Annotated in this window: 15 protein-coding genes; 7 read left to right on the top strand and 8 right to left on the bottom strand. The window is 66.2% G+C overall.

Going from position 1 to position 14,104, the window contains the following annotated elements; translation table 11 throughout:
• Window positions 1-77 precede the first annotated feature (77 nt).
• A complete protein-coding gene (locus OHA42_RS13445; protein WP_406237212.1) occupies window positions 78-167 on the bottom strand; it encodes an Ms4533A family Cys-rich leader peptide in 90 nt (29 codons plus the stop codon).
• 105 nt (window positions 168-272) lie between these two features.
• Here OHA42_RS13445 and OHA42_RS13440 point away from each other — a divergent pair, with 105 nt between their 5' ends.
• Window positions 273-1,349 (top strand): M48 family metallopeptidase, encoded by a 1,077-nt coding sequence (locus OHA42_RS13440; protein ID WP_406237210.1) that lies wholly within the window; start codon window positions 273-275, stop codon window positions 1,347-1,349.
• Between the two features lie 125 nt (window positions 1,350-1,474).
• Here the strand turns inward: OHA42_RS13440 and OHA42_RS13435 are convergent, their stop codons facing one another.
• Window positions 1,475-1,726 (bottom strand): hypothetical protein, encoded by a 252-nt coding sequence (locus OHA42_RS13435; RefSeq protein ID WP_406237209.1) that lies wholly within the window; start codon window positions 1,724-1,726, stop codon window positions 1,475-1,477.
• Window positions 1,727-1,879: 153 nt separating this feature from the next.
• Between OHA42_RS13435 and OHA42_RS13430 the strand changes: the two genes are divergently transcribed.
• Complete coding sequence (locus tag OHA42_RS13430) at window positions 1,880-3,808, top strand: glycoside hydrolase family 15 protein (protein ID WP_406239327.1); 1,929 nt, start codon at window positions 1,880-1,882, stop codon at window positions 3,806-3,808.
• A 58-nt stretch (window positions 3,809-3,866) separates the two neighbouring features.
• Here the strand turns inward: OHA42_RS13430 and OHA42_RS13425 are convergent, their stop codons facing one another.
• Together OHA42_RS13425 and OHA42_RS13420 are read right to left on the bottom strand one after the other, a co-directional pair.
• Window positions 3,867-5,663 carry a dynamin family protein gene (locus tag OHA42_RS13425; protein ID WP_406237208.1) on the bottom strand — a complete coding sequence of 599 codons (1,797 nt, stop codon included), beginning with the start codon at window positions 5,661-5,663 and terminating at the stop codon, window positions 3,867-3,869.
• Between the two features lie 95 nt (window positions 5,664-5,758).
• Complete coding sequence (locus tag OHA42_RS13420; RefSeq protein WP_406237206.1) at window positions 5,759-8,071, bottom strand: hypothetical protein; 2,313 nt, start codon at window positions 8,069-8,071, stop codon at window positions 5,759-5,761.
• A 360-nt stretch (window positions 8,072-8,431) separates the two neighbouring features.
• Here OHA42_RS13420 and OHA42_RS13415 point away from each other — a divergent pair, with 360 nt between their 5' ends.
• Genes OHA42_RS13415 through OHA42_RS13405 form a run of 3 tightly spaced genes read left to right on the top strand, consistent with a single transcriptional unit; the run spans window position 8,432 to window position 9,266 of the window.
• Window positions 8,432-8,884: a hypothetical protein gene (locus OHA42_RS13415; RefSeq protein WP_406237204.1), complete on the top strand. Its 453-nt coding sequence runs from the start codon at window positions 8,432-8,434 to the stop codon at window positions 8,882-8,884.
• A 26-nt stretch (window positions 8,885-8,910) separates the two neighbouring features.
• Entirely contained in the window at window positions 8,911-9,033 is a 123-nt protein-coding gene (locus OHA42_RS13410) for a hypothetical protein (protein ID WP_406237202.1), read from the top strand.
• Window positions 9,027-9,266, top strand: a complete 240-nt coding sequence (locus tag OHA42_RS13405; RefSeq protein ID WP_406239325.1) for an ATP-binding protein — start codon at window positions 9,027-9,029, stop codon at window positions 9,264-9,266. The genes OHA42_RS13410 and OHA42_RS13405 overlap by 7 nt, the downstream gene beginning before the upstream one ends.
• Here OHA42_RS13405 and OHA42_RS13400 read toward each other — a convergent pair.
• The 3 genes from OHA42_RS13400 to lepA form a co-directional block, all read right to left on the bottom strand.
• Entirely contained in the window at window positions 9,247-9,567 is a 321-nt protein-coding gene (locus OHA42_RS13400; RefSeq protein WP_406239323.1) for a Uma2 family endonuclease, read from the bottom strand. The genes OHA42_RS13405 and OHA42_RS13400 overlap by 20 nt on opposite strands.
• Window positions 9,568-9,597: 30 nt before the next feature.
• The gene (locus tag OHA42_RS13395; RefSeq protein WP_406237200.1) at window positions 9,598-9,834 is read right to left on the bottom strand and encodes a hypothetical protein; all 237 of its coding nucleotides are present in this window, start codon (window positions 9,832-9,834) and stop codon (window positions 9,598-9,600) included.
• 128 nt (window positions 9,835-9,962) lie between these two features.
• Window positions 9,963-11,822: a translation elongation factor 4 gene (gene lepA / locus OHA42_RS13390; RefSeq protein ID WP_328410591.1), complete on the bottom strand. Its 1,860-nt coding sequence runs from the start codon at window positions 11,820-11,822 to the stop codon at window positions 9,963-9,965.
• A 198-nt stretch (window positions 11,823-12,020) separates the two neighbouring features.
• Between lepA and OHA42_RS13385 the strand changes: the two genes are divergently transcribed.
• On the top strand, window positions 12,021-12,599 hold the full coding sequence (locus OHA42_RS13385; RefSeq protein WP_406237198.1) for a type II toxin-antitoxin system PemK/MazF family toxin: 579 nt from the start codon (window positions 12,021-12,023) through the stop codon (window positions 12,597-12,599).
• A 2-nt stretch (window positions 12,600-12,601) separates the two neighbouring features.
• The gene (locus tag OHA42_RS13380; RefSeq protein WP_406237196.1) at window positions 12,602-13,030 is read left to right on the top strand and encodes a DUF5360 family protein; all 429 of its coding nucleotides are present in this window, start codon (window positions 12,602-12,604) and stop codon (window positions 13,028-13,030) included.
• A gap of 124 nt (window positions 13,031-13,154) precedes the next feature.
• On the opposite strand, the gene OHA42_RS13375 is transcribed toward OHA42_RS13380, so the two are convergent.
• Window positions 13,155-13,940, bottom strand: coding sequence for an aquaporin (locus OHA42_RS13375; RefSeq protein WP_406237194.1), 786 nt, complete (start codon window positions 13,938-13,940; stop codon window positions 13,155-13,157).
• Window positions 13,941-14,104 lie beyond the last annotated feature (164 nt).

Below are 14,104 nucleotides of genomic sequence, written 5' to 3'. Positions count from 1 at the left end.
CGGGGTTCGGACACATCTGCGAAAAAGGTGCGTGCCAGTCTACGAGGAAACGACGCGCAGAAGTGCCGGGTTACCGATCAACGACAGTGAATATCGGCGACATCGAGGTTGCCGACAGCGATCAACGCCAATTGATGGCGGACCAGCGGGACGGCACTCGAAGACACGGGCAGACTGTAGCAGAGCGGACGCCACTGTCTCGAATTGTGACTGCGACTGCTTGCAGGTTGCTGACAACAGGCAGAGTTCCAGGAAGAGGGGGTTTTCATCCCATGACTACCAGCCCGGATCGTGTCCGCATCTGGTTCCCGGGCATCAGCACGCGCGCCTGGGAACATCCGGCCGACCGCACCGCCCTGGTGACACTGCGCTCGCTGTCCGGATTCGACGTGGTGCTGCGCGCACTGTCGGGGTTGTTGCAGGAACGCCAGCACCGGCTGCTGTATCTGGCGACCGCCGTCCGGGTCGACGAGCGCCAGTTCCGTTCACTGCACCAGTTGCGCGAGGACTGCGTCGAGATCCTCGACGCGCGCACGACGCCCGAGATGTTCGTCTTGCAGAGCCCGGACGTCAACGCCTTCACCATTGGCATGGACACCCCGTTCATCGTGCTGACCACCGGACTCATCGACCTGATGGACACCGAAGAGTTGCGTTTCATCGTCGGCCACGAACTCGGCCACGCCCTGTCCGGCCACGCCGTCTACCGCACCATGCTCATGCACCTGTTGCGGCTGTCGGCCAGCATCGGCTGGATGCCGGTGGGCGGCTGGGCATTACGCGCCATCGTGGCCGCGCTGATGGAGTGGAGTCGCAAATCCGAGCTGTCCGGCGACCGGGCCGGACTCCTGTGCGGTCAGGACGTCGAAGCCTCGGTACGGGTGCACATGAAGACCGCAGGCGGCACCTGGATCAAGGAAATGAACCACGGCGCATTCCTGGCCCAAGCCGACGACTACGAACGCTCCGGCGACCTGCGCGACGGCGTCCTGAAACTGCTCAACCTGGAGCTGCAAAGCCACCCGTTCTCGGTGCTCCGCGCCGCCGAACTGCGCCGCTGGATCCAATCCGGCGAATACAACCGCATCCTGGCAGGCGAATACCCACGCCGCGAACACGACAAGAACACCAGAATCAGCGACGAAATGAAAGAAGCCGCCCGCACCTACCGACAGAACTTCGACCAGTCCGAGGACCCACTGATCCGCACCGTCCGCAACCTCGGCAAGGACGTCGGTTCCGCCGTGAGCACAGTAGGCCACGACGTCGGCGAAACGGTGTCCAAGATCGGCAAACGATTCAACGATTGGCGCACCGGCGAACGCGACAACCAACCACCGACAGACTAGGCCGATAACGCTCGAGTCGACGTGACACCAACCGTCCCGAGGGAGGGGTCAGCGGGTGAAGAGCCAGGCGACAAGTACGAGGACGAGTAGGGCGACGAGGGCTAGCTGAACGCGTGAGCGGGGCATCAACGGGCTCCGCTCTGGGCCGGCTCGCGCACTTCGGCGACGGGGAGGGCCGGCTCTTCGAGCGCGGCGGCGGCTACCACACGGTCGCGGCCGAGGGCGTGCATGGCGGCGCGCAGGATGCGATCGAGGCCGTAGGCGATGGCGAAGCTGGTCGGGACCATGCCGACCAGGACAACGAGGAACTGCGGGATGAACGGCAACCCGGCCACCCAGAGCTCGAACCCGTCCCACCAACCAGCAATCGCATGCACAGCGACAGCCTACTCACGCCGGATAAACGAGCCATAAACGAGCGCGGCTCGGCGGCCGGTGGACGTGTGGGCGAGCTGGAACGAAGATGAGGTATGGCGTCTTACGATGATCTGACCGTCCAGGAACCCGATGGCCTGCCGTCGTTGAGTCCGATGACGGTGTCAACGCACCACGCCACCTATCCGCCGATCGACGACTATGCGTTCCTGTCGGATTGCGAGACCACCTGCTTGATCGCCAGCAATGGCGCAGTCGAGTGGATGTGTGTGCCGCGCCCGGATTCACCGAGCATTTTCGGCTCCATGCTCGATCGCAGTGCCGGGCATTTCCGGATCGGTCCGTACGGCGTCAATGTGCCTGCCGCGCGCAGGTATCTGCCCGGCGGGATGATCCTGGAAACCACCTGGCAGACCGAGACCGGCTGGATCATCGTGCGCGACGCCCTGGTACTCGGGCCGTGGCACAACAACGATCAGCGCAGCAAGACCCATCGCCGCACCCCGATGGACTGGGATGCCGAGCACATCCTGCTGCGCACGGTGAAGTGTGTGAACGGCACGGTGGAGCTCGAGATGAGCTGCGAACCGGCCTTCGACTACCACCGTTCGACGGTGAGCTGGCAGTACACGGGCAAGGTCTACGAGGAAGCCACCGCGGTGCGCCCCGTCGACCCGGGCGCGGGTCCGACGCTGGTGCTGACCACCGATCTGCGGCTGGGGCTGGAAGGCCGTGAGGCGCGCGCCAGGACCAGGATGAAGGAGGGCGACGAGATATTCGTCGCACTGACCTGGTCGGAGTTGCCTGCGCCACGCACCTTCGAGGACGCGGCCCAGAAGATGTGGGCGACGACCGAATGCTGGCGGCAGTGGATCACCCTCGGCAAGTTCCCGGACCATCCGTGGCGCAACTACCTGCAGCGCAGCGCGCTGACCTTGAAGGGCCTCACCTACGCGCCGACCGGCGCACTGATGGCCGCCGCCACCACCTCGCTGCCCGAAACGCCTGGCGGCCAGCGCAACTGGGACTACCGCTACAGCTGGGTGCGCGACTCCAGCTTCGCACTGTGGGGCCTCTACACCCTCGGCCTCGACCGCGAGGCCGACGACTTCTTCGCCTTCCTCAACGACGCCACCACCGGCGAAAACGGCGAACCTGTTGCACTGCAGGTGCTTTACGGCATCGGAGGCGAACGGGAGATCACCGAATCCACCCTCGACCACCTGGCCGGCTACGACGGGGCCCGCCCGGTTCGCATCGGCAACGGTGCGTACAACCAAGACCAGCACGACATCTGGGGCACCATGCTCGACTCCGTGTACTTGCATGTGAAGTCGCGCCAGCAGGTACCGGAGACGCTGTGGCCGCTGCTGGAACGCCAGGTGCACGCGGCCATCATGCACTGGCAGGAGCCCGACCGGGGTATCTGGGAAGTACGTGGCGAGCCACAGCATTTCACCTCGTCGAAGGTGATGTGCTGGGTGGCACTGGATCGCGGCGCGAAACTGGCCGAACTGCACGGCCAGTTCGAGCACGCCACCGAGTGGTACACCATCGCCGAGCAGATCAAGGCCGACGTGCTGGCCAACGGCGTGACTGCCAACGGAGTGTTCACCCAGACCTACGGCGGCGACACCTTGGACGCCTCACTGCTGCTGGTGGTGCTGACGCGGTTCCTGCCACCCACCGACCATCGGGTCCGCGCCACCGTGCTCTCGATCGCCGACCGGCTCACCGAGAACGGCCTGGTGCTGCGCTACCGGACCGAAACCACCGACGACGGGCTCAGTGGCGAGGAGGGCACCTTCACCATCTGCTCGTTCTGGCTGGTGTCGGCGCTGGTGGAAATCGGTGAGCTACAGCGAGCCAGGCACCTGTGCGAGCGACTGCTCGGCTACGCGAGCCCGCTACGGCTCTACGCCGAGGAGATCGATTCGCGCAGCGGCCGCCACCTGGGCAACTACCCGCAGGCATTCACCCATCTGGCGCTGATCAACGCGGTTATGCATGTGATCCGCGCCGAAGAATCACGCCACACCGGCGCCTTCCAACCCGCCCACACCCCCGCCAGCCACCCCGGCTGAGCGGGGTTCGAAATCCCGGCCGAACACGACCTTCGCAACCCCGGGAGCGGGACTTTCGCTAGGCCGGGGCGAGATCGTCTGCGATCGAGCGCAATCCGCGCAGCTTGCCCAGTTGGAGGTCGAGGTCGGCGATCCGCTGTTCTCTGCGGTCGCCGTACTTCCCCGATGCTTCCTCGGCGGTGCGCAACGCCTCGTCGGCCGCGCGCAGCACGTCGGTGGCGATATCGGTGAAGTGGTCGCGCAGTGTGCGCTGCATGGCGCGCAAGCGGTTTCGCGATTCCTTGCCGACCTGGAAGACCACATCGTCCATCAGTCTGGCGACCGCGACCTTGGCCTCGGCTTGGCGGCGCTGCTTGCGGGCCTTGCGGTCGTCCCACAGCGCGTTGACGCCGAGCAGTACGGCGGCCGCGGCCGAATACCAGTTCACCAGTGGCATTTTCAGCAGGCTGGTGAGCAGGCCGACCATGAGCAGACCACCGTAGGAGCCGCGCATGGCGGTCAGCAGTTGGGTGAACACGCCGGCTTTCGCGCTCACCAGCGATTCCAGCGGTGCGACCGGCCCGAGTACTTCCCCGGGGTTGGTCAGCCGTAGATCCGGCAGCGATGGGGCGCGGTTGTCGGCGGGAAACCGCGCGGCAACCTGCTCGCACAGCTCGACTGCCCGGTAGTGCGCCATCACGAAGTTCTCCTCGACGGCCTCGCAAATGCGTGCGTCGAGATCGGTGCCGAATTCTTTCCACCGGCGGGCCGGATCGGTCTCGGCGATCTCGGCCTCGGCGTCCCGGACCAGGCTGCGCAGCCGATGCCGCAGGTCGTGTTCGATGTCGGCCATCAGTTCGGTGCTGCCGTCGACCAGGGTGACCTGCCAGTTCGCCGAGCGCTGCCGCAACTGGTCGGCCTGATCGCGGGCGATGACCAGCCGTTCGGTGATCTCGGCGCGCTTGCGCGGATCACGCAGTGTTTCCGCCTCGGTCCGCAGCGTCATGGCCAGGTGGTCGGTGACCAGGCGGATGTCCTGCACCGCAGCGTCGATCGCGACGGTGTCGGCCCGCGCCACCACGTAGTCGCGCAGGTGATCGATGAGCTGCGGGACGCCGGACTCGATGTCGCGCTGGTAATTACCCGCCTCGCGATGCAGCTGCGCGGACACCGGCGCGACCGCGAAACCGAGCCCGGCCGCGTCGAGCAGATCCCGGTTGCGCTGCTGAACCTGCGCCCACTGCGGGTATAGGTCGATCTTGTTGAGCACGCAGATCACCGTCGGGCACACCTGCTGGATGCGCTGCAAATGGGCGATCTGATGCGCAGTGAATTCGGTGCTCGCCTCGCCGACGTAGAGCACGGCGTCGGCGGCGGCGATCATCGACCAGGTGGTGTGGTCCTCACCATTGGCACCAGGGGCATCCATCACGACCACACCGTCGGCGAGCAACGGGCTCGGCTCGGTGAATTCGGCGCGGATCACGCCCTCGGCGTTGAGCGCGGGGGCCGGGTCGAGCGGATCGACCGCCTGGCGTTCGATGCGACCATTGCCGACCGACTTCACCAGGGTCGCAGAGGCTTCCGGCGCGTACTCCGCGATCACCGGAACGCTCAGCGCACTGTCGGTTGCGCTGACCTGCGCCCCGACCAGGCTGTTGACCAGGGTGCTCATGCCGTTCTTGGAATCACCGACCACCACGAGCCGAACCCGAGGATCGCTGACCCTGGCCCGCACCATATTGAGGCGCCCACCGAGATCTTCGCGACCGGCGGATCTGGTCATCTCCCGCAGTTCGTCGAGAATCCGGATGAGTGGCGCCATCGCGTCCGGGTGTTTCACCGTCACGGCCTCCAGCCCGGCTGCGGCAGACAACACTCCTCCTGACTATGGTTCGCTTCGCTCAACGATGACATGACGGTGCGCGGGCTCGTGCACGCACCCCGTATCGCGCTCTCGATGCGCTCCGACTACAGCAGCGCGCTGTCGAATCCGCCGGCCAGCTGGTGGTGCGCGTCGTGCATGCTCGCCTCCGGCATCAGCGGGGTGGCCAGGCCGCCCGCGGCCAGCAGCGTGAACGCCGAAGGGTCGTAGTACATCGACGGATCGGTGTGTGACAGCAACGCGCTCATTGGGTCGTCGAGCTCGCCCGCGACCCCGTGCGGCTTCGGGTCCACGCCCATCGGAGGCTTCATCGGGGTGACAGGCCCCGCTCCGGTCGGGAGGGGGTTCTGCGCGGTCGGCAGTTCGACGTCCATCGTCGGCGTGATCGGGATCATCGTCGGCGCGGGCGCGGCATGCGAGACCGTCGGCTGCGGCAGCGAAGGCTGCTGGGTCGGCACGACCACCGTCGGGATCTCGGCACTCGGCTGAGTGTGCGTGGAAGGGGTGGTGTGCCCGGTGCCCGCGCCGCCGCCGGTGCTCGGCAGCGTCATGTCGTCGTCCGGCGTGGTGGGGCGCGTCGGAACGGCGGTCGTGCCCGGGGTCTGGGTGCCGGGCAGGCCCGGTGTCTTGGTCACGTCGATCCCGGTGCCCGCGCCCGGCGTCGGCGTGAGAACCGCCGTCGGCAGCTTGGTGGTGCCGAGGTCGGGCAGCTCCGTGGTGCCGGGATCGGTGATGACGTTGCCCGGGGTCGGCACGGTGAGGGTGATGGTGGTCGGGATGGTCGGCAGCGTCACGGTCGGCACCGGGGTCAAGGTGGGCAGCAGGTCCACCACCGGCTTCACCGGAACCGGCGGCACAGGCTGGTCGAACAGTGTGGGCAGCACCGCGGCGGGCGCGGTCAGCGGCGACGGACCCGGTGGCGGCGCAAGCACATTGGCGATCGGCGTGCTCGCCGCGTCCGGCTGGATGGTGGTCTGCAGCGGCGTGGCCGCCACCGGCTGCACGACATTCACCACGGGTGCGGACGGCGCGATCGGCGCGGGCACCGGCGCGATCGGCTGCGCCGCGACCGTGGACAACGCGGGCGGCGCCACCGCAGGGGCAACAGCAGGAGCCACCGGCTGATGACCTACCCCGCTGTTGCCGAGACCCGAAGTGCCCGAACCACTTCCGTGCTGATCCGCCGTCGCGCGCCCGGACGGGCTCGCCGGGTGCGTGCCGTGCCCGTCGTGGTCGAGCCAGTCGTTGAACCGATCGACCTGATCACCGACGTTGCTACCCGCGGCCGCGACGACCTTCAGACCCGCGGAGGCTTCCACCTTCAGGTCGGTGCTCATATACGCACTCTTGGGGCCGATGCCGACGTCCACGGTGAACTCGGTGTGCACCTGCACCCCGGCTTGTGCGCCGAGGTATATGCCGAAGTCGCCGTTGCCGACTCCGTCGAAAGGATGGCCCGACGCCCCGTCGGACATCCCGTCCAGGTAGTGACCGGAAGTCCCGTCCACGTAATGACCTGACATCCCGTCGAACATGTGGCCCGGCACCGCATTCGGCGTTTCGTCGTACACGTGGCCCGGCACGGTGTCGGTCGCTTTATCGCTGACCGCTTGCACTTTCGCGCTCTCCGCAACCGGAACCTTGGTCAGGCCGAATACGTTCCCCGGCGGGACGAAACCACCGCCATCGGGAAGGCCGAAGCCATGACCGGAGGGGCCCAACCCGTGCCCGGGCAGCCCGAAACCAGGTCCGCTCTCGGTCGAATCGTCTTCTTCCGACTTGTCGGCCTTGCCGCCGGTGATCGCGTCCCACCAGTTGGGCGCGTGCCACTCGGGCAGCTGGAATCCGGGCAGACCCGACGGTGCATGCGTTTGCGGTGTCGGGTCACCCCATTCGGTAGTGGACGGCGCGCGCAACGTGGGTACGTTGCCGGATTCCGACCAATTCGGTTTGGTGGACTCCGACCAGTTCGGCGTCGAGGGGGTGTGCCCCTCGGGCGCGCCCACCCGAATGTAGGGACCGTTGGACGGCGCGTGTCCGTTGGGAGCCACCGGCGCGGTCGGGAAGGACGGCAGCTGGAAGCCGTGGTGGCTGTCGCGAGCGAGCGGCGGCGCGGGGATCGAATGCAGGTCCGGCTCCGGGAAAGTCACCACCGGGCTCGGCGCATCGGGTTCCGGATCGCTGCTGCCCGCGGCCCAACCGGTGTGCCAGCTGTCGAGCCGTTGCGAACCGGGATGGGTGGGTGCGCCACCGCCGTTGGACGCCACCAGGGCGCCGCCGGTCACGTAGGCGCCCGCCCTTGCCACCCGCGCTACGCCGGTGGCAATGCGGTACGCGGTATCGCCCGCGCGGTCGTCAGCTTCGGTGTCGTTGCTGTCGAAGGGCAGGTCACTCGTCATGCAAGCTCCACTCTCAGGGTTCCAGCATCCTCACCAACGCCGGGCAGACCCGAGTGAAGATCACCTAACGATATTTCCGGAAATCACAGCTGTCACATTCTCCGGCCACCCTGCCATGGCAATTACCAGAACGGAAGCCCTTTTTCCCCGGGCATTCCAAACCGGACGCAGCCTCAAATATATGCCGCGACCGGGGCCGATCCACACCGCAGACGCCCCCTTGCGCACGCGCACCGAAGTCGTGTCGACGAAGATTAAGAGATCTCTAACGAATGCTCAAGGGGCGCTGAAGATCCACTCCCTACCTTCGATCTCGCGCCGCCGATCGGTCGGCAGCATCGCAGCGAAGGAGACCTCAGCATGACGGCACTCACCGGACGCCGCCGAGCCCGCATCGCCGCCGTCCTCACCGGGACGACACTCGCAGGCGCGGCGGCCGCCATCGTCGCGGGCGCCGCGTCCGCCCACCCACCGCTGCCGGCCGAACCCGGCGGCCCCACCATTGTCTGCACTATCCAGGCCCCGCCGGATATGCCGCTGCCTCCCGGGCCTGTCCGCATCGAGCAGATCGAACCGCTGCCGACCGAGCCGGGCCCGCACGTCCGCATCGAACGCGCCGAACCGCTGCCGCCGGGCGTTGCTCTCCCGGACTGCCCCGATATCGGCCCGCACGGCATCATTTCGGTCCGGCCTGCGGAGCCCGGTGGGCCGCAGGTGACTATCGAAAGGGGCAGACCAGGCGAATCCGGCGTCGGCTACGTACAACCCGCACAACCTGCGCGGATCGCGCCGACCGGCAGTAGCGGCAGCTGATCGATCAGCGGCTCTATGGTGGCCCCATGACCCGACAACGCATCTTGGTCGTGGACGACGAGGTTCGAGTTCTCGCGTCCCTGCGACGCGGGCTCGAACTCTCGGACTTCGAAGTGATCACCGCGGGCGCACAGGCGTCGAAATCCTGATCGACGACGACGGCACCGGCATCCGCAACGACCTGCGCCCGGATGCCTTCGACCGTTTCGTCAAAGGCCCCGGCTCCCCCGGCTCCGGCCTCGGCCTAGCACTGGTCCGCCAGCAAGCCGAACTCCACTCGGGCACAGCCGAACTCGACGACAGCCCACTCGGCGGCGCCCGCCTTCGAGTACGGATCGCGACACCGAAGTCTCAGATGGAACTCAGTCGACCCAGTCTTTGAGCGGTGTGGTGTCCAGTGTGATGCCGACCGGTTCCGGAAGCGTCACCTCGCGCCCAAAGGCATAGCTGTGCGTGTCCTGGTAGTAGCCATCCTCATCGGGCTGGCTGTGTACCACGACTTTGCCGGCCTCACGATCGATGAGCAGATAGATCGAAATCCCGGCTTGCGCATAGGCAACCGGCTTCTCCACCCGATCACGCTGATTGGTGTCCGAATCGTGCGAAGTGACTTCGACGGCCATTGCGACGGCCTCAGGTGACGCCCATTCACCGGCCCCGACAAATGCATCAAGGGGCGCCAGAATTCCATCAGGACGTGCCCGACCTTTGCGTTAGGCCCCGACGGCCAACCCTTGCCCGATGACGTGCAGAAACAGCCCCGGGTTCAGCGGTAGCAGCAGCAGAAGCAGCCAGTTGAGGATCCGACCATGGTCGCCAACGGGCACTCGCTTGACCCCCAGTCGTCCGCCGATCAGCTCGACATGGACACCCGCTGTCTCGCGCTCGACCGCACGGGCGATCGATTCGAACTCGGTTGTGACGATTAGATCCGGCTCCACCGCAGGCATCGCCCTCCTCCTGGTACCTGCTCGGCACGCGATTCAGTCGGTAACCCACGCACTACCAGCGACGAGTCCGCGCGAATCATGGACACAGTACAACTGTGTCCACTGATTATGCGGCCCAACCTGGTCTACTACTTGCCCTTCGGCTTATCGGACGCCGCGTCCGAAGACAACGCCGCGACGAAGGCTTCCTGCGGAACCTCCACGCGACCGATGGTCTTCATCCGCTTCTTGCCTTCCTTCTGCTTCTCCAGCAGCTTGCGCTTACGGCTGATGTCACCGCCGTAGCACTTGGCGAGCACGTCCTTGCGGATGGCGCGAATGTTCTCGCGGGCAATGATCTTCGAGCCGATGGCGGCCTGGATGGGCACCTCGAACTGCTGGCGTGGGATGAGCTCGCGCAGCTTGGTTGTCATCTTGTTGCCGTAGGCCTGGGCGGCGTCCTTGTGCACGATCGCGGAGAACGCGTCCACCGCCTCGCCCTGCAGCAGGATGTCCACCTTGACCAGCTGCGAAATCTGCTCGCCCGACTCCTCGTAGTCGAGGCTGGCGTAGCCACGGGTGCGCGACTTCAACGAATCGAAGAAGTCGAAGATGATCTCGGCCATCGGCATGGTGTAGCGCAGCTCGACGCGGGTCTCCGACAGGTAGTCCATGCCGCCCAGGTCGCCGCGGCGCTGCTGACACAGCTCCATGATCGAGCCGATGAACTCGCTCGGCGAGATGACAGTGCACTTCACCTCCGGCTCGAAGACGGTGCGCACCTTGCCTTCCGGCCAGTACGAGGGGTTGGTGACGATGTGCTCGGTGCCGTCCTCCATCACCACGCGGTACACCACGTTCGGCGCGGTGGAGATCAGGTCGAGATCGAACTCGCGCTGCAACCGCTCACGGGTGATCTCCATATGCAGCAGGCCGAGGAAGCCGCAGCGAAAGCCGAAGCCGAGCGCCACAGAGGTTTCCGGCTCGTAGGTCAGCGCGGCATCGTTGAGCTGCAGCTTGTCCAGGGCGTCACGCAGATCGGGATAATCCGAGCCGTCCACCGGGTAGAGACCCGAGTACACCATCGGGCGCGGCTCGCGGTAACCGGTGAGCGGTTCGGTGGCGCCGTTGCGAGCGGCGGTCACGGTGTCGCCGACCTTGGACTGGCGCACGTCCTTCACACCGGTGATCAGGTAGCCGACCTCGCCGACGCCGAGCCCCTGGGTGGGCTTGGGTTCCGGGGAGACGATGCCGACCTCGAGCAGTTCGTGGGTCGCGCCGGTCGACATCATCTTGATCTTCTCGCGCGGCACGATCTTGCCGTCCACCACACGGACGTAGGTGACCACGCCACGGTAGGTGTCGTAGACGGAGTCGAAGATCATCGCGCGGGCGGGCGCGTCGGGATCGCCGACCGGCGCGGGGACGGTCTTGATCACCTCGTTGAGCAGCTCCGCGACACCGACGCCGGTCTTGCCGGAAACGCGGAGCACATCGTCGGGTTCGCAGCCGATGATGTGCGCGATCTCGCTGGCGTAGCGATCGGGGTCGGCGGCGGGCAGGTCGATCTTGTTCAGCACCGGGATGATCGTCAGATCCTTGTCCAGCGCGAGATACAGATTCGCCAGCGTCTGCGCCTCGATGCCCTGCGCCGCGTCCACCAGCAGCACCGCGCCCTCACACGCCTCGAGCGCCCGCGACACCTCGTAGGTGAAGTCGACGTGGCCGGGTGTGTCGATCAGATGCAGCACGTAATCGGTGCCGTCCACCTGCCACGGCAGCCGGACATTCTGGGCCTTGATGGTGATACCGCGCTCGCGCTCGATATCCATCCGGTCCAGATACTGGGCGCGCATCTGCCGCTCTTCGACCACACCGGTCAGCTGCAGCATGCGATCGGCCAGCGTCGACTTTCCATGGTCGATGTGCGCGATGATGCAGAAGTTCCGGATCCGCGCGGGATCGGTGAACGTCGTGTCGGCGAAGCTGGCGGGCACTCCACTCCTCATTGGTATCGGCAAACTGTCGTCTATCGTCCCATGGGCGGTGTACAGCGATCGCCATCGGTTGGCCGTTGTCCAGGTCACAATCGATCTGTCCGAGCCATCAGGTATCCCCGTTGCGCCGCGCGATCGGCACATTCGCCGCCGTACCAGTCGAATTCCCGCGCGGATGTCAGAACGGCGGCGCGCCGTTATTCTCCAGAGATGGCCCGAAGTTGGAACTCTCTCGGCAAGCAGTTAGGCCTCATCGCGAAGGAACAGGGTCCCAGGATCGTCAAGCAGCAGGGACCGCAGCTTGTCGACAAGCTGCGACGCTCGTCATTGCTGGAACGTGCGGTCGGCTCGATCGCGCAACGCAGGACACCCGCCGTTGCCGTGCGCCCCACTGCCTCCAGGCCCGTACCGACGGCCGAGCGCGCCAGGCAGATCGTCTACGCACCGCAGCTGGACGGCCGCGCCGACCCCGGTGAGATCGTGTGGACCTGGGTTCCCTATGAAGAGGACCCGAATAACGGCAAGGACCGTCCCGTCCTGGTCGTCGGGCGCGATCGCAAGACCCTGCTCGGGCTGATGCTTTCGTCGAATCCGGAGCGGGCGCACGACCGCAATTGGGTCGGGATCGGCAGCGGCAGTTGGGATCACGCGGGCAGGCCGAGCTGGGTCCGCCTCGATCGGGTGCTCGATGTGCCCGAGGACGGCATCCGTAGGGAAGGCGCCATCGTGGAGCGCAAGACATTCGACCTGGTCGCACACCGACTGGTTATCGAATACCACTGGAGCTGAGAATGATCGACAGGGTGCTCGGGCCGACCAAAGTCGCCATGCTGATCACCGACATCGGCTTTCTGATCTATTGGGCGATCGCCTTCGCCCATTTGATCCCGCCGGAATTCGCGTACAAGGACTACACCGATCCGGTGCTCAGCGACTGGAACTTCTCGTTCGTCGCGCTCGACCTGGCCGCCAGCGCAACCGGCCTCGCCAGTCTGTGCCGTGGCAACGGCTCGCGAACACTGATGACGGTGTCGCTCACCCTGACCAGCACCGCGGGACTCCAGGCGATCGCATTCTGGGCCCTGCGCGGCGACTTCAGCCTCACCTGGTGGATCCCGAACCTCGTCCTGCTGCTGTTCCCGATCCCCGCCCTGGTCACGCTGACCTGCGGCGCGGCACCTCGATCCGGTGCTGCGGCCGAACCGGGAGCGGTCCGCTAGCGACGTGCTCACCGAACGAACTCCGCTGCTCACTTCGCGGGAGCGGCCGGCATCACACGAGCCCGGGCCGACACGTCCATCGGAACGTGCGACCCGGGCTCGGGTTGTTCGATAGGCCGGATGCTCAGCTGATCATTTCGCGAGAGCGGCCGAAGAGCAGGCCGTAGACCAGCGCACCGAGGACGCCGCCGATCAGAGGGAAGACGACGAAGGCCCAGACCTGGCCCATCGCGCCGTCCTGATAGGGCGCGACGGCGAGGGCACGGGCCGGATTGATCGCCGCGTTGTCCACCGGGATCGCGACCAGATGGATGACGGTCAGGGTGACGCCGATCGAGAGGCCGGCCAGCGGGACGTCGGAAAGCTGGTCGGTCGAGGCGAGCACCACGAACACCAGCAGCGCCGTCAGCATCACCTCGATGATGATCACCGCGGCCAGGCCGTAGCCGTTTTCGATGATGACCTTGCCGAGGGGGCCGGTCTTCGCCGACGGGCTGTGCTTACCCCAGCCGTTGGCGGCGAGCCCGTCGGCCGCGCGATCGTAGGACGGCAGGTTCTTCGCGAGGGCGAACAGCACGAGACCGGCCAGGAACGCACCGATGAGCTGCGCGATCACGTAGCCTGCCGCGGTGAGCGCCGACAACCGGCCGAGCAGCAGCTGACCGACGGTCACGGCCGGATTCACGTGGCAGCCCGAGATCGGCCCGATCGCATACACCAAGAACAACAGGGTCAGCCCGAAGGCGAACGCCACCCCGAGCGCACCTACCCGCTGACCGGCCAGCACCGCGGTGCCGACACCCCCGATGACAAGAACGAACGTGCCGAGCGCCTCGGCGGCCCATTTCTTGGAGTCGGGAGTCGGTGCTAGCTCTGTGGCTTCCTCGATGACTTCCTGAGCAGTGGGCATACATGTCACCTTCCGAGAGAACACCCCGCGTGCACGGGGAGCACACTGGTTCTGCCTGAGGTCCTGCTGCGTTCGATAGTGCCGAGTAGTCGATCCGTTCGGGACGTTACGCGAGGTAGTAGTGCTCCACAACAACCCTCGACCTGCGACGACCGAATTCCCGA

Source organism: Nocardia sp. NBC_01009 (assembly GCF_045208035.1).
In the GTDB taxonomy this organism is placed as follows: domain Bacteria; phylum Actinomycetota; class Actinomycetes; order Mycobacteriales; family Mycobacteriaceae; genus Nocardia.
Note: the sequence above shows the minus strand (reverse complement) of the source record. Positions and strands in the feature narration are given on the sequence as shown.